Source organism: Desulfuromonas acetexigens, assembly GCF_900111775.1.
Lineage (GTDB): Bacteria > Desulfobacterota > Desulfuromonadia > Desulfuromonadales > Trichloromonadaceae > Trichloromonas > Trichloromonas acetexigens.
Genome location: NZ_FOJJ01000009.1, coordinates 36,496 through 57,301 on the forward strand (window position 1 = coordinate 36,496; position 20,806 = coordinate 57,301).

A 20,806-nucleotide genomic window follows, 5' to 3' on the forward strand; every position below is an offset into this window, starting at 1 on the left:
CGATCCTTCTTTCATAAAAAATGCGTGTAGGGGCGCAGCATGCTGCGCCCCTACCTCGTACCGGAAAATCGAAAAATCCCGATTATTTCTTGTTCTCGTCGACGTCTTCGAACTCGGCGTCGACGACGTTGTCATCGCCTTCTTTGCCGGCGTTCTCCGGGGTCGCGCCTTCACCGGCGCCTTCGGCCTGGGCCTTGGCATAAATGGCCTCGGCCAGCTTATGGGAGGCCTGGGCGAGCGCCTCGGTCTTCTGCTGGATCTCCTCGGTGTTGTCGCCTTCCATGGCCTTCTTGAGATCTTCCAGGGCGCTGTTGATCTTGCCCTTGGTTTCGGCATCGACCTTGTCGCCGTGTTCCTGCAGCGATTTCTCGGTGCTGTAGGCCAGGCTGTCGGCCTGGTTGCGGGCCTCGATCAATTCGCGTTTTTTCTTGTCTTCGCCGGCATGAGACTCGGCGTCCTTGACCATCTTCTCGATTTCTTCATCGGAGAGGCCGCTGGAGGCGGTGATGCGGATCGACTGCTCCTTGCCGGTGCCGAGATCCTTGGCCGAGACGTGGAGAATACCGTTGGCGTCGATGTCGAAGGTGACCTCGATCTGCGGCACGCCGCGGGGCGCGGCGGGGATGCCGACCAGCTCGAAGCGGCCGATGGTCTTGTTGTCGGCAGCCATTTCCCGCTCGCCCTGGAGCACGTGTACTGACACGGCCGGCTGGTTGTCAGCGGCGGTGGAGAAGATCTGGCTCTTCTTGCAGGGGATGGTCGTGTTCTTCTCGATCAGCTTGGTCATGACCCCGCCCAGGGTCTCGATGCCGAGGGAGAGGGGGGTGACGTCGAGGAGCAGGACGTCCTTGACTTCCCCTTTGAGCACGCCCCCCTGGATGGCGGCGCCGATAGCAACGACCTCGTCGGGATTGACCCCCTTGTTGGGCGTCTTGCCGAAGATCTCCTGAACCCGCTTCTGCACCGCCGGCATGCGAGTCATGCCGCCGACCAGGATGACTTCGTCGATATCCGAGGCTGACAGACCGGCATCCTTGATGGCGATTTTGCAGGGCTCGACCAGCTTGTTGAGCAGGTCTTCACAGAGGCTTTCCAGCTTGGCGCGGGTCAGCTTGATGAGCAGGTGTTTCGGCCCGTTGGCGTCGGCGGTGATGAAGGGGAGGTTGACCTCTGTCTCCATCGAGCCGGAGAGTTCGCACTTGGCCTTTTCCGCCGCTTCCTTGAGGCGTTGCAGGGCCATCTTGTCGCTGCGCAGGTCGATCCCCTGCTCCTTCTTGAACTCGTTGGCGACATAGTCGATGATGCGCTGATCGAAGTCCTCGCCGCCAAGGAAGGTGTCGCCATTGGTCGACTTGACCTCGAAGACGCCGTCCCCCAGTTCGAGGATGGAGACATCGAAGGTACCGCCGCCGAGGTCGAAGACCGCGATCTTCTCTTCCGCCTTCTTGTCCAGGCCGTAGGCGAGGGAGGCGGCGGTCGGCTCGTTGATGATACGCAACACGTTGAGCCCGGCGATCTTGCCGGCATCCTTGGTCGCCTGGCGCTGGGAGTCGTTGAAGTAGGCAGGGACGGTGATGACCGCGTCGGTCACTTCCTCACCGAGATAGTCTTCCGCCGTCTGCTTCATCTTCTGCAGGATCATCGCCGAGATTTCCGGCGGGCTGTAATTCTTGCCCCGGGCCTCGACCCAGGCGTCGCCGTTGTCCGCCTTGAGAATCTTGAAGGGGCTGATCTGGATGTCTTTCTGCACCGCCTCCGAATCGAACTTGCGGCCGATCAGACGTTTGATGGCGTAGAGGGTGTTTTCCGGATTGGTGACCGCCTGCCGCTTGGCCTGCTGCCCCACCAGGCGCTCGCCGTTTTCGGCGAAGCCGACCATCGACGGCGTGGTGCGGGCCCCTTCCGAGTTGGCGATGACGACCGGCTCGCCGCCTTCCATGACCGCCACGCACGAGTTGGTGGTCCCGAGGTCGATACCGATGACTTTACCCATAATGATTTCCTCCTTGTGTTGAGCCCTTTTAACGGGTGATTTTTTGTGGATTGAGCAGGACGGCTAGGCGGCGGGCGCCTTGGCCACCATGACCAGGGTGGGGCGCAGCAGCCGGCCGTTGAGCTGGTAGCCCTTCTGCAGCTCTTTCACCACGGTATTCGCCGGATGTTCGGCGCTTTCCAGCTGTCCCATTGCTTCGTGCCAGGCCGGATCGAAGGGCGCGCCTTCCGCCTGGATCGGGGTGACGCCAAATTTTTCCAGGCTTTTAGCAAAGAGACCGAGGGTCATCTCCACCCCCTGACGCAAACTTTCCTCCCCCGCGCCGCCTTCCTGGCGGGCGTGTTCGAGAGCCCGTTCCAGGTTGTCCAGCACCGGCAGCAGTTCCTTGAGGATATTTTCGTTGGCAAAGCGGGCCAGATCTTCCTTTTCCTTCTGGGCGCGGCGGCGGAAATTCTCCAGGTCGGCCCGTTCGCGCAGATAAAGGTCCCAGTTCTTCCGTGCCTCTTCCTGCGCCGCCGCCAGCTGCTCCTCCAGCGCCGGAGCGCCTTCACCAGCCTCGGCCGCGCCCGTTTCCTCGGTCTCCTCGGCGGGCGCTTCTTCGCTTATGGGTTGGGGCTGCTCTTTAAGGTGTTCGGATTTTTTTGCCACGATATGCGTTCTCCTGTGTCTGACTATTCTAATTCGGTTTCAAGTATTTGGCTGACCAGGCGCGCAGTGTAGTCGACCACGGGGATCACCTGGGAATAGTTCATGCGGCTGGGGCCGATCACCCCGAGGGTGCCGATCGTTCCCCGACTGCTCGAATAGTTGGCGGTAATCAGGCTGCATCCCTCGATTTCCCGGTATTCGGATTCGCTGCCGATGAAAATCTGCACGCCCCGCGCCTGCTGGCTTTTGTCGAGCAGTTCGACCAGCAGGCTCTTCTGCTCGAAGGCCCGAAAGAGCCGCTTCATCCGCTCCAGATCCTTGAATTCGGCCTGCTCCAGGATGTTGGCAGCCCCTTCGATATAGACCTGGCCGCCCAGCTCGTCGCTTAACGCCTCCTGGGAGAGCTCCAGGGCGCGGCTCAGCAGCTTGTCGTAAACAGCCTTCTCCTCGGCCATTTCCCGCACGATTTTGGCTTTGATCTCCTGGATGCTCAGGCCGCTGAGGGTCTGGTTGAGATAGCTGGAAATATGCTCCAGTTCCGACTGGGAAAGCGAGAGGTCGGTTTCGATGACCTTGTTCTGGACCAGGCCGGAGTGGGAGACGAAGATGACCAGCAGCCGCCCCTGGGAGAGCTTGAGAAACTCGATATGGCGGAAGACCGTGCAGTTGAAGCGGGGCGTCATCACCACTCCGGTATAGCTGGAAATGGCCGAAAGTACCTTGCCCGCCTCCCGCAGCCGCTCTTCGACGCGCAGACCGTCGATGCGGTAAAATTGTTCGATGCGGCTTTTCTGTTGCAAGTCGAGTTGCCCGACCTGCAGCAGGGTGTCGACGTAAAAACGGTAGCCCTTTTCCGTGGGGACTCGCCCCGCCGAGGTATGAGGGGAGACGATGTAGCCCATCTCTTCGAGATCGGCCATGACGTTGCGCACCGTCGCCGGCGACAGGCCGAGGTGGTGGCGGCGGGTCACCGCCCGCGAACCGATCGGTTCGGCGGTGCCGATGTAATCCTCGACGATCGCTTCGAGAATGCGCCGACTACGCTCGTTGAGTTCATCGCTCATGGTTTATCCGGCCCCAAAAAACTCAAGCCGGAAAGCCCCGGCCGTCGTTGCCTTAGCACTCATCACTTCCGAGTGCTAACGTGGCACAACATAACAATGCCCCTATTCTTTGTCAAGGGCAAAGCCCCCCATTACAGGGCATTTTCTCCCGTGAAAAAGGGGTATGGGTCAGGCTAGAGAAAGGGGAGGATCAGGTGATCGAAGAGCAGCCAGCCGGAGAGGTCGAAGGTCCAGCGGCCGTTTTCATGGTGTAGATGGCTGCCGGCGCGGGCGATGGCCGGAGCAAAGTGTTCGCCGAGAGACTCTCCGAAGCGCACGGAGAAATCCCGGTCGGCAACGCCTTCAGCGGTACGCAGGCCGAGGTAAAGGGTTTCGGCCATGGCCCCGGTGCGGTCAAAGCTTTCCAACTCCAGCAGGGGATCCTGTCCCACCTCCAAGGCTTGCCGGTAGGCGGCAAGTTCGCCGGGGACCGCCAGGCGCCGTCCCCAGCCGGCGGGATCGAAGGCATGGGCGCCGGCGCCGAGGGCCAGACACCCCCGGCGGCGCCAGTAGCGGAGGTTGTGGCGGCATTTCCGGCCGGGGCGGGCGTAATTGGAGATTTCGTAGTGACCAAAGCCTGCTTCGGCAAGGTGTTCATGGAGGAGGACAAACTGCCGGGCGTAGCTCTGTTCGTCGGGAAGGGCTAGTTCTCCCCGGCGCTGGAAGGCATGGAAAGGGGTGTCTTCCTCCACGCTCAGGCCGTAGCAGGAGAGGTGCTCCGGTTCGAGGGCGAGAAAGGCAACAAGTTCCCGCTCCAGATCGGCCGGGCTTTGCCCGGAGCGGGCATAAATCAGATCGAGGCCGAGATTGTCGAAGCCCGCCGCGCGACTCCAGGCCACCGCCTGGCGGATTTCGGCGGCGCTGTGGATGCGGCCAAGCTGGGCCAGAGCCCGATCGTCGAGGGATTGGGCGCCGAGGGAGAGGCGGTTGATCCCGACGGCACGGTAGCCGGCGAGGGATTGGGGGGAGAGGGTGCCGGGGTTGGCTTCGAGACTGATTTCACAATCGGCAACGAAGCCGAAGTGGGCGGCGGCGGCCTGGAGAATCCGGCCGATCTGCGGCGGCGCCAGCAGTGATGGGGTGCCGCCGCCGAAAAAGACCGTCGTCAGCGGCCCCGACCAGGTTCCGGCGGCCGCGGCCAGTTCCAGCTGTTTGAGCAGCAGGTCGACATACTCCGCCAGCACTGCCGGGGAATGACGGTCGGTAGAGAAAAAATCGCAATAGGGGCACTTGCGGGCGCAGAAGGGAATGTGCAGGTAGAGGGAGGTCATGAGCAAAAAGGGCGGCCGGGATGAGCGGCCGCCCTGTTCGAGGTCACCAGAAGAAGATGAAGGACATCACCGAGAGGCAAAGGACCGCGAGCAGCACCCCGATCCCCACCGGGTAGGCGCCGAGCCGGCTGCGGCGCTCGATGGCCGCGTCGATGGCGGACAGATTTCGATCGCCTCCTGTCGGTCCGGTAAAAAGGTGTACAGCCGTTTTTTGGATGTTGGCTCCAGGATCCGAAAAAAAGGCCGCCATTCGTGCGGGCAAGCGGTGAGAAAATGTGCGATCGGCCCAACTGTTGAGCCCGTTGAAGATGGTGGCGGCGGTGTTATGAAAGAGCCGGCCGCCCTTGCGATAGAACCAGTCGGTATCCAGGGAGATCGTTTCCGTGCGTTTAAGCAAAGGCAGTAGCAGAAAAAAAGCCAGGGCCGAAAACATCAGCAATTGTAGCTGGTTGAGGGTGTGCTCGAAGGTATAGGCCTGGAAATCCACCGGGTATGGGAGGATGTCGTACAGCGGTTGTGGATAGAGGCCGAGGAAGATACAGATAAAGGCGAGAAGGGCCATAGCGACGAGCATGTGCTTGGGTGGTTCACCGGGGCGCAGTCCGTTGTCTTTGGCGAAAAAGACGAAATAGGGGAACTTGATGCCGGCGTGGAGAAAAACCCCGGCTGAGGCGAGTTCGAGAACCAGCCAGACCCAGAAGAAACCTTCGTGAACCCCCGCTTCAATGATCATCGGCTTGCTGGTATACCCGGAAAAGCCCGGGAAGCTGGAAATGGCCAGGGCGCCAATGGTGCCGAAGATCATGGTCAGCGGCATAGTCTTGTAGAGCCCACCTAGGTCGGTGCATTTGCTCTTAGTGGTCATGTAGAGTACCGCTCCGGCACTCATCCAGAGCAGCGCTTTGTAGATGATGTGACAGAAGGCGTGCGCCACCGCGCCGCTGATCGCCATGGCGGTGCCGATGCCGATGCCGCAGATCATGAAGCCGACCTGATTGATGATGGAGTAGGCAAGGATGCGCCGCATGTCATTTTCGAGGATCGCATAGACGATTCCGTAGAGCGCCATGAAACAGCCGACGACCATCAGGATTTCCCAGCCGGCGAAGCCGCGAATCAGGGTGTAGACGGCGGTTTTGGTAGTGTAGGCGGTCATGATGACCCCGCCGGTGACGGTGGCCTCGGGGTAGGCGTCGGAAAGCCAGGAACTGATCGGCGGCGCGGCAGCGTTGACCAAAAAGCCGATCAGAATCAGGTAGGTCGGCAGCCCGCGCAGGTCGAAGCTGTCGAAAGCCACCGAGCCCGTGGCCTGCACTTGGAGCAGGATGCCGGCGAGCAGGCAGAGTCCGCCGAAGATATGCACCATGACATAACGGAAAGCCGCTCCATAGGCCCGTTCGGTATTGCGTGCCAAAACCAGGAAAGTGGAAGTGACGGCCATGACCTCCCAGAAGAGGTAGAGGGTGATCAGATCGCCGGCAAAAACTGCACCGATACTGGCACCGATGTAGGCCAGGGCGGCCGCGTGCTCATAGCGCGTTTTCAGGTGTAGGGCGAAGAGAAAGCAGGCCAGGGCATTGATGGTAAAGACGTAGCCGAAAGCCTTGCTCAGTTTGTCGACCCGCAGCAGATGAAGGTCGAAACCAAGCAGCTGATAAGACCAAGCCAGCCCGAAGTCGAGCTGGGTGACGGCCCAGAACGCCGCGGCCGGAGCCAGTAGGATCAGAACCCGCCGTCCGAATAGAGGCAAGAGCCAGATCAGCAGCGCGGCGGCGAAGAAGAAGAGCGAAGGGTGCAGGCTAGCGCTCATAGTAATCCTCCTTGCGCTTGAGCAGATACCCGAGCCCTTTGGAAACCAGGATGATCGCTACGCAGGCGATAAAGCCGAAGAGGGCATAGAATCCCGGCCAGCCTTCCATCGATGAAAAGAGGGTGTGCTTGTGCAGAAAGAAGTCAGGCAACACCAGCAAGGCCAGAACGACATAAAAACCGATCCGCAGCCGTTTAATGTTGCGCGGGTGGTCGAACCAGTCCCATTCCTTCGGTTGTTTCTTGTCTGGAAGCATACCGTGACCTCAGGGAAACAGGGCGAGATGAGCCAGCCCATAAAAGATATCGGAGTAAAAGAAGAGCGCGAGCGATGCCAGGGCCGTAACTGACAGGGGCAGCAGGCAGAATATCGGTGCTTCTTGAATACCGGTCGCTTCTTCCCCTTCGGGGGCCTTGGCGAAAAATCCCCGGTAAACGATGGGGAAGAAATAGGCGGCATTGAGCAGGGAACTGATGAGCAGTACCAGCAAAAGGAGCAAGTGATCCCCCTCGACCGCGCCGATAACAAGATTCCACTTGCTGATGAAGCCCCCCATCGGCGGCATGCCGATGATGCTCATCGAGCCGAGAAAAAAGGCCAGATAGGTGATCGGCATTTTGCGGCCGAGACCATCCATCTGGCTGATGTATTTTTTGTGATGGGCCACGTAGATCGCCCCGGCGCAGAAGAAGAGGGTGATCTTGCCGAAGGCGTGCATGGCGATGTGCAGGATGCCGCCGGTCATCCCCGCCGCCGTCAGCATGCCGGCGCCGAGAATCATGTAGGAGAGTTGGCCGATGGTCGAATAGGCCAGCCGCCGCTTGAGGTTGTCCTGGGTCAGAGCGACCAGCGAGGCCACGAGGATGGTGATCGAGGCGATGGTGGTGATAACCACCCCGAGATTCAGATCGCGCAGCAGGTCGGGGCCGAAAATGTCGAAAATCACCCGCATAATGGAGAAAACCCCGACCTTGACCACGGCCACGCCGTGGAGGAAGGAACTGACCGGGGTCGGTGCCACCATCGCCGCCGGCAGCCAGCCGTGGAAGGGCATGATCCCGGCCTTGGCGAAACCGAAGATGAAGAGGACCAGAAGCAGCGTGACGGTACTCGGCGAGGCGCAGCCGGTGAGGATGCCGCCCTGGGTGAAGTCGAGGGTTCCGGCCAGCTGATAGGTGATGAGCATCGCCGGCAGGGCCAGGCCGATGGAGGTGCCGAGGATGTAGGTGAGGTATTTGCGTCCCGAGGCGCGGGCCTCGTCGTTCTGTTCATGGGTGACCAGCGGGTAGGTCGAGAGGGAGAGCATCTCGTAAAAGAGATACATGGTCAGCAGGTTGGCCGAGAAGGCCACGCCGATCGTCGCCGAGATCGCCACTGCGAAGGAAGCGAAGTAGCGGGTCTGGTCATGCTCCCCGAGGCTGCGCATGTAGCCGATGGAATAGAGGGAGGTGAAGATCCAGAGGAAAGAAGCGACCAGGGCGAAAAAGAGCCCCATGCCGTCGACCCGCAGCTGAATCGGCACGCCCGGGATGACTTCCGCCAGGGTCAGTTCGAAGCCGCCCCCCTGCATGACGGTGGGAATCATCGCGGCAACGATCATGAACTTGGCGACCGCCGCCATCAGGGTACTGCCTTCGCGCAGGTTGGGCGCCCGGTCGTTGAAGGCCATGATCGGCAAGGTCGCCAGCAGGGAGACGAGAATCGCGACCAGAGGCCAGATGGAATATGAATACGCCATAGTCTCTCTTTATTCCCGAGGGATGGAAGAATGAACAGGGTGAATATCGGTCATGGCCGAGATCTCAGAATCCCGCCGGGATGGCCAGGCGGATGATGTTGGTCACGAGTGGTCCCGAACCGAAACCGACGGCGATCAGGGCGATGGCCGAGAGCACCAGGGAATTCAGCAACAAAGCCGGCGCTTCTTGACGGGGAAGCACCTCGTGCCCGTGGGCCTCTTTGCGGAAAAAGGCGATCTCGATAATGCGGAAAAAGATCACGGCGTTGACCAGACTGCTGAAGATCAAGGCCACGACATAGCCCCATTGACCCGCTTCGATGCCGCCGAGGAGCAGATACCACTTGCTGAAAAAGCCGCAGGTGGGGGGGATGCCGATCATGGCGAAGGCGCCGACGGTGAAGGCCGCCATGGTCACCGGCATCTTCCGGTAGAGCCCGGTGAGATCCTCGAAGCGCAGGCTGCCGGTGCGGTAGTGGATGGCCGCTGCCGCCAGGAAAAGGCAGAGGGTCATCAGCGCGTCGTTGACGATATGCAGGATGGCGCCGGTCATCCCCTGGGCGTTGGCCAACCAGACCCCGCCGACCATGTAGCCGACCTCGGCGACGATGATATAGGTCAGCATCCGCCTTAAATCCCTCTGGGCCAGGGCCAGAGAGGAGGCGCAGATGATCGCCGCCGCCGCGACCCAGACGATCGCCGCCTGCACCCCGGCATGCTGGAAAAAGGTATAGCTGGGGGTGAAGACCGCGAAGATGACCCGGATCATCAGGTAAACGGTGACCTTGGTCATGAGCGGCGCGATGAGCAGGCCGGCGCCGGTGGGGGCGAGGGAATAGGCGTTGGGCAGCCAGTTGTGCAAGGGGAAGAAGGCCATCTTTACCCACAGTCCGACCATGATGAAGCCGAACGCCGTGGCCAGGGCGGCGGGGGCGTCGAGACCGGCGATGCGCGAGGCGATGTCGGCCATGTTCAAGGTGCCGGTGAGGATATAGAGATAGCCGACGCCGAGCAGATAGAAACAGGCGCCGATGGAGCCCATGATGATGTAGTTGAAACTCGCCAGCGGAGCGCGCCCCTTGCCCATGGCGATGAGGCCGTAGGTGGTGATGGAGGTGATTTCCAGCAGCACGTAGAGGTTGAAGGCGTCCCCGGTCAGCACCAGCCCGAAAAGGCCGGCGATGAGAATGAGATAGAGGGTGAAGAAGAGATGTTCCCGCCCCGGCAGTTCCCGTTCCACGCATTTGAAGGCGGCGAGGGTGGCGATCAGGGCAACCAGGCTGATCAGCACCATCATCAAGGCGCTGAGGTGGTCGATCACCAGTTCGATGCCGAAGGGGGGACGCCAGTTCCCCACCGTGTAGCGATAGGCGCCATGGCGCAGCACGTTGAGCAGGGTCACCCCGGAGAAGGCCGTGGAAAAGGCCAGGGCGAGTGTGACCAGCGGCGCGATCCAATTGCGCGACAGACGGCCGAGCAGATTGACGAAAAAGGCGGTCAAAAGCGGCGCGGCCAGGGCGTAGAGATGGAGGTTGCTGGTGGTCATTCGCTGATCCTCTCCAGGATTTCATCCTCTTCGAGGGTGCCGTATTCCCGGTGGATGCGCTGCAACACCGCCAAGGCCACACCGGTGACGCTGACCGAAACGACGATGGCGGTGAGCATCAGCACGTGCGGGAGGGGGTTGACGATCTGGGTGGGATCGATCCCTTCGGCCAGCACCTTGTATTTGTCGAGAATCGGGATGCCGCCCCCGCGTTTGACCCCGGTGGAGACAAAAAAGAGGATGATCGCCGTCTGGAAGATGTTCATCCCCAGCAGCTTCTTGACCAGGTTGCGCTTGCCGATCATGGCATAGAAGCCGATCATCATCAGCACGACGTAGATCCAGTAGTTGTATTTGGCGACGACTTCCTGAAGTATTCCGTCCATATCAGAGCCCCTCGTCCATTTCGCCGCCCGAGGAAATATCCCAGAAGAGCGACACCATGATGCTCATGACCGCCAGGCCGACGCCGACCTCGACCAGAAAGATTCCGAAGGAGCGCCATTCGATGGGACCCATCGGGATCAGCTTGTCGAGGGCGCTGTAGTCGAGGAAGAGCCCGCCCATGACCGCACAGAGGGCAGCGACGCCGGTGAAGATCAGCGCGCCGGTATTGGCCAGCACGGCGTTGGCCCCTTCGGAGAAGTGGCGGATCGAGGTCTTCAGGTCATAGGCCAAAGCCAGCAGGATGAAGGAGGCGCCGAGCGCCACCCCCCCCTGGAAGCCGCCCCCCGGGCTGTAATGGCCGTGCACGATGACGTACAGGCCGAAGAGCTGCACGAAGGGGACCAGCAGGCGCACGCTGGTCTTGATGATCGGGCTGTCCCCCAGGTGCTGACCGGTGGCCCGTTCCATGCGTCGTTTCATGGCTTGTTCCTCCGCAGCACGCTGGCGACGGCCATGCCGGCGCAGAAGATGACGACCGTTTCGAACATGGTGTCGTACCCCCGGTAATCCCCGAGCACTGCCGTGACGACGTTCGGCACATGCGTCTCCGCCACCGCATTCTCAATGTAATAGGGAGAAAGGTGGCGGTTGGCCGGAGACTGGGGATCGCCCCAGGTGGGAAAGTCCCGGGTGCCGTAGAGCAGCAGGATGCCGGTGATGACCGTGGCGATAAGGGCGAGCGCTTTCAATCCTTGCTCCTTCGGTTGGTGCGCAGAATGGCGGCGATGAAGAGGACGGTGCTGATGCCGGCGCCGACGGTCGCTTCGGTGAAGGCCACGTCCACGGCCCCCATCTCCGCCCAGAGCAGGCACATGAGAAAGCTGTAGACGCCGAAGATGATCGTCGCCGAGAGCAGGTCCTTGACGGTGATGGTGGCCAGGGCGCAAACGACCACCAAGAGCAGAATGAGGAGATCAAGCTGCCAGATCATGGGGTGTTCTTCTCCTTGGTCCAGGGTTTGACGCCGATCAGCAGCGCGGCGTCGGTGATGGCGTGGGTGGCGGTGGGGCTGGAGATGAAGACGAAAGCGGCGATGAAGAGAATCTTGATGCTCACCAGCACCGTCGCCAGGGAGAGATCCCCCAGGTTATAGACCGCAATGCCGACCAGAACCAGAACCGCAGCCAGGGAGTCGCATTTGCCGGCGGCCTGGACGCGGGTGTAGAAATCGGGAAAACGCAGGATGCCGAGGGTGCCGACGATGAAAAAAAAGAGCCCGGCGGAAATCAGGACGATGCTGACGATATTGAGGATCATGGCGACCTAACCCCTTACTGATGGTCTTCCAGATGAATGCTTCTGCGATGCAAAAAGAATTTGGCCGAACCGAGGGTGGCGATAAAGTTGAGCATGGCGTAGGCGATGGCGATATCGACGAACATCCCCACGTTGTCGAAAAGCAGACCGATCAGCAAGAGCAGTGCCGTGGTCTTGGTGCCGATCACGTTGCCGCCGAGCATCCGATCGAGGATGGTGGGGCCGGCCAGCACCCGGTAGAGGGAGAGGAACATCAGCAGTATCAAGGCGATGGCTACGGCAAGGAAGAACTGTTCCATTATTTTCCTCCTTCCAGGGCGGCGGCGATGCGCCGCTCCATGGCGCTGCCCGCTAGCGACTGGGCGCCGCTCTCGGTCAGGGCATAGACGAGCAGTTCATCCTCTTCGATATCGACGGTGACGGTGCCGGGGGTCAGGGTGATGGACTGGGCCAGGGTGACCTTGGAGATGGGGCGCTTCAGGTTTGTTTTGAAACGGACCAGCTGCGGATCGATCAGATCGAGCATGCGCGGATGCAGAACGATATAGGTGACCTGCAGATTGGAGATGAGGATTTCCCAGAAGAGCCAGGGCAGGTAGAAGAGGATGCCGAAAAAGCCTCGCCCCCAGCTTTTCGGATCGCCGTAGAGGAGCAGGCTGTGGCTGAAGTGGGCGATCAGCAGGCAGGAAACGACCCCGAGGGAGAGGTGAAAGGCATCGAACATGCCCGACATGACCACCCAGAAGGCGAACATGACAAAAAAGGTGACGACCTTGGCCATGGGCAACCCTTTGCGTCGTGATGGTTGGCGAAACGGGAAGAACGGACCAAACCGATTGAAAAAACATCGGTTTAGGATTTATTGTAGAGCGGTGCACGGATGCACTTTGGTTTTGCCAATAATAAAACGCCAGTCCTGTTTAGCAGTTTTAAATCTTAGGGTCAAGGAAATCCGGTGTCCGATTGAGGTTGTCAAGGCCTCGGGCTTTCTCTATAATTGCCCAGCGTCGTTGGAGATTATCCTATCGCTTTGGATTTTTAATAAAAATAGAACGCAATTCTAAAAAATTAAATGGACCGGAAAGGACAGGGGACATGGAACGCAGGATACACGCGGCAGCCGTCCAATTCAACATCGCTCTCGGCGAGGTGGAGACCAACCTCGAACGCGCCCTGGCCGCCCTTCGCCGGGTGCGCGAGCAAGGCGCCGAGCTCGCGGTGCTGCCGGAGATGTGGAGCACCGGCTACGACTATAAACGCCTTCCCGAACTGGCCCGGGAAACCCCCCGGGTACTGGAGGCGTTGCGGGATCTCGCCCGGGAGTTGGGGATGGTCCTGGTCGGCAGCCTGCCGGAAGGGCAGGGGGACCGGGTCTACAACACCGCCTATGTTGTTGATCAGGGGAAGGTTGTCGACAAATACCGCAAACTGCACCTCTTTTCCAACATGGGCGAAGACCGCTTCCTCGCCGCCGGCGACCGCACCCTGGTGGTGCCGACCTCGGTCGGGCGCCTCGGCGTCGCCATCTGCTACGATCTGCGTTTCCCCGAGCTCTTCCGCAAACTGGCGCTGGAAGGGGCGGAAATCCTCTGTCTCAGCGCCGAATGGCCGAAACCCCGGCAGGATCACTGGCGCACCCTGCTGCGCGCCCGCGCCATCGAAAACCAGTTCTTCGTCATCGCCGCCAACTGCTGCGGCATCCAGGGCAAGCTCGACTTTTTCGGCATGAGCCTGCTTATCGCCCCCCGGGGGGAAATCCTCGGCGAGGCCGGAGAGAGCGACACCGAACTGGTCGCCGCTTTCGATTTCGAGGAGATGGTCAACTACCGCACGCAGATCCGTTGTTACCAGGATCGTCGCCCGGAGGTCTACGGCACCCTGCCCTGATCATTCTTCCAGGCGCTGGGCCTGTCGGCGGAAGGGTTCGGGAATTTCTTCCAGCGAGGCGGCAAAGTGCAGGCCGCCGTCGGCATCGGCGTAAAGATATTTATATTTCGGTTCTTCGGCGGCGCTTACGGGCGCCGCTTTTTTTGGCGCAAGCGCTTTGGGCTGGGGCTGGGCAACCTCTTTTTCCGCCGCCTCGATGACCGCTTCGACACTCACCGGCCCCTCCTCGGGTAGCTGACGCAGCAACCGGGCGCGAAAGTCGAGGTAAAAGGCGCGCACCGCCGCCACGGCCGGTTGGCTTGCGGGGACGCGCACGAAATACTGGTCGATGCCGAGCAGCAGCAGGATCAGGAAGACGGCCCAGAAGATCGTTTTAAAGAGGTGTTTCATGGAGAGACTCGTTAATTAAGGGTGACGATGGGCATGGCCGTGTTCGTGGTCATGCTCGTGGTCCGCGACCCGGGGCCGATGGCGCAGGGGCTGAAGGGTATCGCCGTTGGCGCAGCTGTGACACTGCCCCTGCAGGGTAGTGCGGGTGATGTGGAAGTCGTGGTCGAGCATCGCCTCGATGCGACCGATCACTTCCCCCTGGCGCGGCAGGTAGTCGGGATGCAGGTCGATATGCGCCGACAGGGCGGTGATGTGCGAGCAGATCGACCAGACGTGCAGCTGATGGACATCGTTCACCCCTTCCTGATCCTTGATCCGCGTCACCACCTGGTTAAGGTCGATGTGCGCCGGCACCCCTTCCAGCAGAATATGCCCGGCCTCGCGCAGAATGCGCAGCGCTCCCCCACCGATGATCAGGGCGATGCCGGCGGAAATCAGAGCATCGACCACATACCAGCCGGTCTGCAGCATGATCAGGCCGCCGACGATGACCCCGACCGAGGCGAGAGCGTCGCCGAGCACATGCAAAAAGGCGCTGCGCACGTTGAGGTCGTGATGGGCGTGGCCGTGCAGGAAGCGGGCGGCGATCAGGTTCATGACCAGGCCGATGACGGCGATGACGAACATCTCCCGGCTCTTCACCGGCTCGGGGTGCTGAAAACGGCCCCAGGCCTCGTGCAGGATGCCGACGGCGATGATCAGCAGGCTCAGACCGTTGATCAGCGACGCGAGGATTTCCGCCCGGTGCCAGCCGTAGGTACGGCGGTCGCTGACTGGTCGGGCGGCGAGGCGGATCGCCGCCAGCGACAGGGCGAGGGCGAAGAGATCCATGAAAACATGGGCGGCGTCGGAGAGCAGCGCCAGGGAGTTGGTCCAGAAGCCGCCGATCACCTCGGCGACCAGGGTCACGGAGGTCAAGGCGATGGCGAGGAGAAACCCTCGGGAAATGTTGTGGTCGAGGAGGTCGTCGTCGTGCATGCGGAATCCTTTCCATGGACGGCGACCATCTTAGGCCCGGGCGCCGGGGCAAGGCAAGCCGTAAAAGCGTCGTCAAGGAGACGATTAACCCTTGCCGCCCGCGCGGCTTTTCGTTAGGATTGGCCAGCTTTAATAAAATATCAAGGAGGGACCATGCTGGCCAAGGTATTGTCGGGGGCGCTGATCGGCATCGACGCCTATCCCGTAGATGTGGAAGTCGATATCGCCCAGGGATTGCCCCAGTTCGCCACCGTCGGCTTGCCGGAAGGGGCGGTCAAGGAGAGCAAGGACCGGGTCAAATCGGCGATCAAGAACAGCGGTTACGAATTCCCCGGCCGCAAGATCACCATCAACCTCGCCCCCGCCGACATCAAAAAAGACGGCGCCGCCTTCGACCTGCCCATGGCCGTCGGCCTGCTCACCGCCACCGGCGCCCTCAAGCCGGGACGGCCCGGGCGCTATGTGCTGATGGGGGAACTCTCCCTCGACGGTCGGGTCAAGCCGGTGCGCGGCGCCCTGCCGGTGGCCCTCGCCGCCAAGGACTGGGACGTCGCCGGGCTGATCCTCCCCGAGGAGAACGCCCGCGAAGGAGCGATCGTCGACGCCCTGCCGGTTTACGGCGTGCATGATCTCGGCGAAGTGATCGATTTTCTCGCCGGCGCCGCCGAACTGGAACCCTGCCAGGTCGATGTTGCCGAGCTCTTTCGCGAGGGCGTTTGCGGCGCCGAGGATTTCGCCGAGGTGCGCGGCCAGGAGCACGTCAAACGCGCCCTCGAAGTCGCCGCCGCTGGCGGCCACAACGTGCTGATGATCGGTCCTCCCGGCAGCGGCAAGACCATGCTCGCCCGGCGCATTCCCGGCATCCTCCCTGCGCCCGACTTCGCCGAGGCCCTGGAAACGACGAAGATCCACTCCATCAGCGGATTGCTTCCCCGCCGCGACGCCCTGGTCGCCGCTCGCCCCTTCCGGGCGCCGCACCACACGATCTCCGACGCCGGTCTCATCGGCGGCGGCGCCTATCCCCGCCCCGGCGAAGTCAGCCTCGCTCACAACGGCGTCCTTTTTTTGGATGAGCTCCCCGAGTTCAAAAAAAATGTGTTGGAAATGCTGCGCCAACCCCTCGAAGACGGTCAGGTCTGCATCAGCCGCGCCGCCACCAGCCTTACCTATCCCGCCAATTTCATGCTGGTGGCGGCAATGAATCCCTGCCACTGCGGTTTCCTCGGCGACAGCCTGCGCGAATGCACCTGCACCCCGCCGATGCTGCAACGCTACCGCTCCCGCCTCTCCGGGCCGCTGCTCGACCGCATCGACCTGCATGTCGAGGTGCCCCGGGTGCCGCACAAGGATTTGGCTGATCCCGTCGACGGCGAATCCTCCGCCGCCATCCGCGCCCGGGTCGAAGCCGCCCGGCAGCTGCAGCGCGAGCGACTGGAAACCTTCGGCCTGCATGCCAACAGCCAGATGCAGGCCCGCCACATCCGCAAGTTCTGTGCGGTGGACGAGGCCGGACACAAACTGCTGGAGATGGTCACCGACCGCCTCGGCCTCTCGGCCCGCAGCTACTCGCGCATCCTCAAAGTCGCCCGCACCATCGCCGACCTCGCCGGCAGCGAGCGCATCGAACAAGCCCATCTGGCCGAAGCCATCCAGTATCGAGGTCTTGATCGCAAGTCCGCCTGAATCTCCTTGGTCAACCATCGTTCCCCGCCCCCCCGACCCGCCGGCTTCTGCGCCTGCGCCCGCGCTTCAGTTACCACAGCGAACTGAATTTACGAAGCCTTCGCGGAAGTTTGTCGGAGTCTGGCCTACGGATAGAGCATGGACCCGAAAGAACAACGCCGAAATTCGCCCCCCATACAGGAGTAATCCGAGTTGGGGATGCGGGACTCAAGGATTCAGGCTCAAGTAGGCAAGTTCAAATAAAATAGCAAATAATGTCTCATATGTAATCCTTATCTAACAAATATGACTCATATTTGAGTCGTTTTACTTGACAGGATGACCTTGATCCAGCATAGTTCTTACAGAACAAAGGCATGACTGAACGACCGTCACCAAAAACCCGGATTGAGATAAGCGATGAAGCAGGCACGGCCTTTTTCGAAATACACCATTGAAGCGGTCAAGCTGCTCGGCAAACAGATCCAGCTTGGACGCAAGCAACGCCGCTGGTCGGAAGCTGAGCTGGCTGAGCGTGCCGGGATAGCCAGGGCTACCTTGCAGCGGATTGAAAAAGGCGACATGGCCTGCAAGATCGGTCTGGTCTTTGAAGTCGCGACGCTGGTCGGGATCAAACTGTTTGATGCGGATAGCGAAGCACTAAGAGGGCGAATCCGTGAGGCCGACGAGCGGATCGCCCTGCTTCCCAAGCATATTCACCCCAGCAGAAAACCGGTCGATGATGAGTTCTAAGCCGGAAAAATACACCGAAGCCTACGTCTGGATCTGGTTGTCGGGCGAGGTCGAGCCGGTCGTCGCCGGAAAACTGACGGCGGAAGGGGACACGCTGGTTTTCAACTACGGCAAACGCTATCTCGAACGAGACCACGCCATCGCCATCTATGACCGTGAACTCCCTTTACGACCAGGGGCGCTCCCCCTGCCGAAGGGGCTGACCATCCCCGGCTGCATCCGTGATGGAGCTCCGGACGCCTGGGGTCGGCGGGTGCTGCTGAACCGGTTGCTCGGTCGCAAAGGGAAAAACACGGATGTCTCTCAATTTGACGAATTGACCTACCTGCTCGAATCCGGCTCCGATCGAATCGGCGCACTCGATTTTCAACTCTCACCGGTCGAATATGTACCTCGATCCCCGGTCAATGCCTCTCTTGAAGAGTTACTGCGCTCCGCTGAGAGGGTTGAAAAAGGCGTCCCTCTAAACGCAGACCTTGACGAAGCCCTGCATCATGGCAGCTCGATTGGCGGGGCACGCCCCAAGGCTCTCCTCGAACATCAGGCCAAGAAATATATCGCCAAGTTTTCTTCGACCACAGACCTCTACAGTGTCGTCAAGGCGGAATTTATTGCCATGCGTCTGGCTAAACTGAGTGGACTCCATGCCGCTGAGGTGGAGATGACCTCGGCCTTGGGCAAGGATGTCTTGCTGATTGAGCGCTTTGACCGCGTCTGGTCGAAAAAGGGCTGGCAACGATGCCCCATGCTTTCGGCCCTCACCCTGCTTGGTCTGGACGAAATGATGGCCCGCTACGCCAGCTACCAGGATCTGGCTGAAATCGTCCGGCATAAATTCACCGATGTACAGGTAACGCTGAAGGAGCTCTTCGCCCGCATCGTCTTCAATATCCTCGTCGGCAACACCGACGACCATGCCCGGAATCATGCGGCTTTCTGGAATGGCGAGACCCTTTCCCTGACTCCGGCCTATGATATCTGCCCGCAAGGACGCAGCGGCAACGAGGCGACTCAAGCCATGTTGATCGGCGGCGACAATCGCATGAGCCGCGTCTCTTCATGCCTTGACGCCGCGCATCACTATCTTTTGTCACCAGCTGATGCCCGCGAGATTGTCAGCCACCAACTCACGATGATTGGTAATTGCTGGAATGATGTCTGCCAGAAGGCCGATCTCAACGAAACCGATCGCAGATTGTTCTGGGGTCGACAGTTTCTCAACCCCTTTGCTTTCGATGATCTGTCAGGAGAGAACGCCTCCCTCAAGACGCTTGCTGACGAAATCCGCAAAAAAAACGCTTTATGATGCAGGGTGCTTGACTGGATCAGGGCCAGTCGAAACTGGTATCACCCTTTATCATAGGCCGCAGCTACTCCCACATCCTCACGGGCGCCTGGACCTTCTCCAATCTGGTTGGAAGTTCTTCGGTCCGCCAGAACCCTCCGGCCGAAGCCTGGGGTCACGGGGACCCGATCGCCAGTCCGCGTGAATCTCCTGTGTCAGCTTCTGTCCCCCCCCGCAGTAGAAAAAATCGTATTTTTCGCGACAAAAACTGTCGCTCGCTCATGCCATGATGGAGTCAACCCCAACCAAGGAGGAGACCCATGGCACGCTCGGTTTCGGAAACGGCACGGATTCTTGCGGATCTATACGATGAGAGCTTCGGCGGCGACGAGAGTGAACGGTATCGCATCGGCTGGTCGGAGTTGCGCGGTATCGCCGGGGTGAGGCGGCTCGATGAGGATTTTCTGCGGGGGATCAATGACGCCTTGCTGGAAAACGGCTACCTGCTCGTTACCTGCGATAATTTTCTGGTGGTGAGCTGTGAACAAAATTTCACCGGGACGCGGCGGCTGCCTCAGCGGCTGGTGGAGAAGTACATCTACGAAGAGGATGATAATTCGGAAGATGCTGACGACTTTGAGTTAGAGGATGAAGACGACGAAGAGGATGAGCTGATCTGAATATTATCGATGATGGCGACTCATGAAAAGATCCACCTCCGGTCAGTCCAAAACGGAAGCCCGGTGGTGGATCTTAGCGAAAGGAGGCCTAGTTGGTTTCAACAGAGCAAGTCACTGTGCAGACTCGTCCCCGCATACTGACGGTGGGGATCGGCTCATTCGGCAGAATGGTCGGCCGGCAGATCAAGCGCAACGTGAAGAATGCTCCCTGCATTTTTCCTGATCTATACGGCGACCTCCAATTGGATTCGCCGGAGATAAAAAACCGGATCGACCGAGCGGACGTTATTTTTCTGGTACTGGACGTTCGGGATTCAATATCCTTCACTTCCGCCAAGCGCCTAATTGAAGAGGTGATCCCAGAAAACGCTCTGAAGGCGATCCTGACTTGGGATTTAGCCGAAGACCGGGCGGGAGAACCTCATGTACGCTTACTGCGCAATGATTATGCTCTGCCTTGCGCCTGCCTCGTTGTTTCTCCTCTCAGTCTTGGCACTTCGCCAGACGATCTTCTGGAAAAGTTCGGCATCGAGATGATTGCCACTTGGCTTATCTGTCGTTTTGTGGATAAGTTTCTCCAACGGCGGAGTAACAGTTGTGACCTATATAACTACTTCGCAAACCTCAATACTTCTTTGACCAAAGGCTTTATCATCCGTCTTGACGACTGGATTACTGAAACAACAAGGTGACAGAAGTTCTTCTATTGAAAGCGTAGTGCTTGGCGCGACAGAGCAATTTTCCTGTTCGTTCTACAGCAGACTAAAGAACTTTTATATTTTCTTTTTAGAGCCAACTATTCCTTGTATCGTAACAAATCTGCAACGATCTTTCTTCCAATTAACTTCCATATCGCCTGGGAGTGTCCATGTAGAAGAAATCAATTGGTAATTTTTCCTCTTATCCAATAGGTTATATATGTTATCTAAGACATCGTTGCAATTGTATGTATCGTCACCATTATTGTGATAGCCGTGAATTATTATAATACCAAGATATACATCATAAAACCCGTCCCAATTTGGGGAAATTTTTTTTATTACACTTATCTGATCAACAAGATTTCGTATGCCATTCTCAATGGATTTATTTAATTCATATTTTGATCTTTTATTCAGACAGTACCATCCCTTCTTTACTTCTATAAAATAATTAATTTTTTTACTCAACTTTCGCAGCAGTATGACAGGGCCTAAAGCCCTGAAATCAAAATGATCTTTCAAAAGACATGGGCCGGAAGTAGCGTTGCTCGTCGTAACAAGGCCGGTATCTGGGCCATGAAGTCCTCCAGCATCCCCCTTAGCGAGGCGGTCGGGAGTTCGGCGAAAGTCTTCAACACCTGCTCCAGATGGCTCAAG

At 59.4% G+C, this 20,806-nt stretch carries 24 protein-coding genes; 6 read left to right on the forward strand and 18 right to left on the reverse strand.

Translation table 11 applies throughout. The features are described 5' to 3' along the window. Positions 1-82: 82 nt before the first annotated feature. The 15 genes from dnaK to BQ4888_RS06090 form a co-directional block, all read right to left on the reverse strand. A complete protein-coding gene (gene dnaK / locus BQ4888_RS06025; RefSeq protein ID WP_092054996.1) occupies positions 83-1,993 on the reverse strand; it encodes a molecular chaperone DnaK in 1,911 nt (636 codons plus the stop codon). Positions 1,994-2,056: 63 nt separating this feature from the next. Next, positions 2,057-2,641 (reverse strand): nucleotide exchange factor GrpE, encoded by a 585-nt coding sequence (gene grpE / locus BQ4888_RS06030; protein ID WP_092055001.1) that lies wholly within the window; start codon positions 2,639-2,641, stop codon positions 2,057-2,059. Between the two features lie 23 nt (positions 2,642-2,664). Further along, a complete protein-coding gene (gene hrcA / locus BQ4888_RS06035) occupies positions 2,665-3,705 on the reverse strand; it encodes a heat-inducible transcriptional repressor HrcA (protein ID WP_092055003.1) in 1,041 nt (346 codons plus the stop codon). A gap of 173 nt (positions 3,706-3,878) precedes the next feature. Then, on the reverse strand, positions 3,879-5,015 hold the full coding sequence (gene hemW, locus BQ4888_RS06040; protein ID WP_092055007.1) for a radical SAM family heme chaperone HemW: 1,137 nt from the start codon (positions 5,013-5,015) through the stop codon (positions 3,879-3,881). Positions 5,016-5,058: 43 nt separating this feature from the next. After that, the gene (locus BQ4888_RS06045) at positions 5,059-6,825 is read right to left on the reverse strand and encodes a Na(+)/H(+) antiporter subunit D (RefSeq protein ID WP_092055010.1); all 1,767 of its coding nucleotides are present in this window, start codon (positions 6,823-6,825) and stop codon (positions 5,059-5,061) included. Next, a complete protein-coding gene (locus BQ4888_RS06050; RefSeq protein WP_092055014.1) occupies positions 6,815-7,081 on the reverse strand; it encodes a hypothetical protein in 267 nt (88 codons plus the stop codon). The genes BQ4888_RS06045 and BQ4888_RS06050 overlap by 11 nt, the downstream gene beginning before the upstream one ends. Positions 7,082-7,090: 9 nt before the next feature. Continuing rightward, a complete protein-coding gene (locus tag BQ4888_RS06055; RefSeq protein ID WP_092055018.1) occupies positions 7,091-8,563 on the reverse strand; it encodes a monovalent cation/H+ antiporter subunit D family protein in 1,473 nt (490 codons plus the stop codon). A 64-nt stretch (positions 8,564-8,627) separates the two neighbouring features. Beyond that, positions 8,628-10,109: a monovalent cation/H+ antiporter subunit D family protein gene (locus BQ4888_RS06060; protein ID WP_092055020.1), complete on the reverse strand. Its 1,482-nt coding sequence runs from the start codon at positions 10,107-10,109 to the stop codon at positions 8,628-8,630. Beyond that, positions 10,106-10,495 carry a cation:proton antiporter subunit C gene (locus BQ4888_RS06065; protein ID WP_092055024.1) on the reverse strand — a complete coding sequence of 130 codons (390 nt, stop codon included), beginning with the start codon at positions 10,493-10,495 and terminating at the stop codon, positions 10,106-10,108. The genes BQ4888_RS06060 and BQ4888_RS06065 overlap by 4 nt, the downstream gene beginning before the upstream one ends. A 1-nt stretch (position 10,496) precedes the next feature. Continuing rightward, positions 10,497-10,976, reverse strand: a complete 480-nt coding sequence (locus tag BQ4888_RS17685) for an MnhB domain-containing protein (protein WP_205748051.1) — start codon at positions 10,974-10,976, stop codon at positions 10,497-10,499. Continuing rightward, positions 10,973-11,245 (reverse strand): hydrogen gas-evolving membrane-bound hydrogenase subunit E, encoded by a 273-nt coding sequence (mbhE, locus tag BQ4888_RS17690; protein WP_205748052.1) that lies wholly within the window; start codon positions 11,243-11,245, stop codon positions 10,973-10,975. The genes BQ4888_RS17685 and mbhE overlap by 4 nt, the downstream gene beginning before the upstream one ends. Next, positions 11,242-11,487 (reverse strand): Na(+)/H(+) antiporter subunit B, encoded by a 246-nt coding sequence (locus BQ4888_RS06075; RefSeq protein WP_092055026.1) that lies wholly within the window; start codon positions 11,485-11,487, stop codon positions 11,242-11,244. Before BQ4888_RS06075 ends, mbhE begins: the two co-directional genes overlap by 4 nt. Continuing rightward, complete coding sequence (gene mnhG / locus BQ4888_RS06080; protein ID WP_092055029.1) at positions 11,484-11,813, reverse strand: monovalent cation/H(+) antiporter subunit G; 330 nt, start codon at positions 11,811-11,813, stop codon at positions 11,484-11,486. Before mnhG ends, BQ4888_RS06075 begins: the two co-directional genes overlap by 4 nt. 14 nt (positions 11,814-11,827) lie before the next feature. After that, a complete protein-coding gene (locus BQ4888_RS06085; protein ID WP_092055032.1) occupies positions 11,828-12,112 on the reverse strand; it encodes an MrpF/PhaF family protein in 285 nt (94 codons plus the stop codon). Beyond that, a complete protein-coding gene (locus BQ4888_RS06090) occupies positions 12,112-12,594 on the reverse strand; it encodes a Na+/H+ antiporter subunit E (RefSeq protein ID WP_092055036.1) in 483 nt (160 codons plus the stop codon). Before BQ4888_RS06090 ends, BQ4888_RS06085 begins: the two co-directional genes overlap by 1 nt. 314 nt (positions 12,595-12,908) lie before the next feature. Between BQ4888_RS06090 and BQ4888_RS06095 the strand changes: the two genes are divergently transcribed. After that, positions 12,909-13,700, forward strand: a complete 792-nt coding sequence (locus BQ4888_RS06095) for a carbon-nitrogen family hydrolase (protein ID WP_092055040.1) — start codon at positions 12,909-12,911, stop codon at positions 13,698-13,700. On the opposite strand, the gene BQ4888_RS06100 is transcribed toward BQ4888_RS06095, so the two are convergent. Then, positions 13,701-14,090, reverse strand: a complete 390-nt coding sequence (locus BQ4888_RS06100; RefSeq protein ID WP_092055041.1) for a hypothetical protein — start codon at positions 14,088-14,090, stop codon at positions 13,701-13,703. Between the two features lie 15 nt (positions 14,091-14,105). After that, positions 14,106-15,068, reverse strand: a complete 963-nt coding sequence (locus BQ4888_RS06105) for a cation diffusion facilitator family transporter (RefSeq protein WP_092055047.1) — start codon at positions 15,066-15,068, stop codon at positions 14,106-14,108. A gap of 153 nt (positions 15,069-15,221) precedes the next feature. On the opposite strand from BQ4888_RS06105, the gene BQ4888_RS06110 reads away from it, so the two are divergent. The 5 genes from BQ4888_RS06110 (at position 15,222) to BQ4888_RS06130 (ending at position 20,140) form a co-directional block, all read left to right on the forward strand. Continuing rightward, positions 15,222-16,751, forward strand: coding sequence for a YifB family Mg chelatase-like AAA ATPase (locus BQ4888_RS06110; RefSeq protein ID WP_092055050.1), 1,530 nt, complete (start codon positions 15,222-15,224; stop codon positions 16,749-16,751). 399 nt (positions 16,752-17,150) lie between these two features. Continuing rightward, positions 17,151-17,483 (forward strand): helix-turn-helix transcriptional regulator, encoded by a 333-nt coding sequence (locus tag BQ4888_RS06115; protein ID WP_092055052.1) that lies wholly within the window; start codon positions 17,151-17,153, stop codon positions 17,481-17,483. Then, a complete protein-coding gene (locus BQ4888_RS06120; RefSeq protein ID WP_092055076.1) occupies positions 17,473-18,789 on the forward strand; it encodes a type II toxin-antitoxin system HipA family toxin in 1,317 nt (438 codons plus the stop codon). The genes BQ4888_RS06115 and BQ4888_RS06120 overlap by 11 nt, the downstream gene beginning before the upstream one ends. Before the next feature lie 299 nt (positions 18,790-19,088). Continuing rightward, the gene (locus tag BQ4888_RS06125) at positions 19,089-19,448 is read left to right on the forward strand and encodes a hypothetical protein (protein ID WP_092055056.1); all 360 of its coding nucleotides are present in this window, start codon (positions 19,089-19,091) and stop codon (positions 19,446-19,448) included. Between the two features lie 92 nt (positions 19,449-19,540). After that, positions 19,541-20,140 carry a hypothetical protein gene (locus BQ4888_RS06130; protein WP_092055057.1) on the forward strand — a complete coding sequence of 200 codons (600 nt, stop codon included), beginning with the start codon at positions 19,541-19,543 and terminating at the stop codon, positions 20,138-20,140. A gap of 81 nt (positions 20,141-20,221) precedes the next feature. Here the strand turns inward: BQ4888_RS06130 and BQ4888_RS17500 are convergent. Beyond that, the coding region (locus BQ4888_RS17500) for a hypothetical protein (RefSeq protein ID WP_170232978.1) at positions 20,222-20,806 on the reverse strand (585 nt) is incomplete at its 5' end.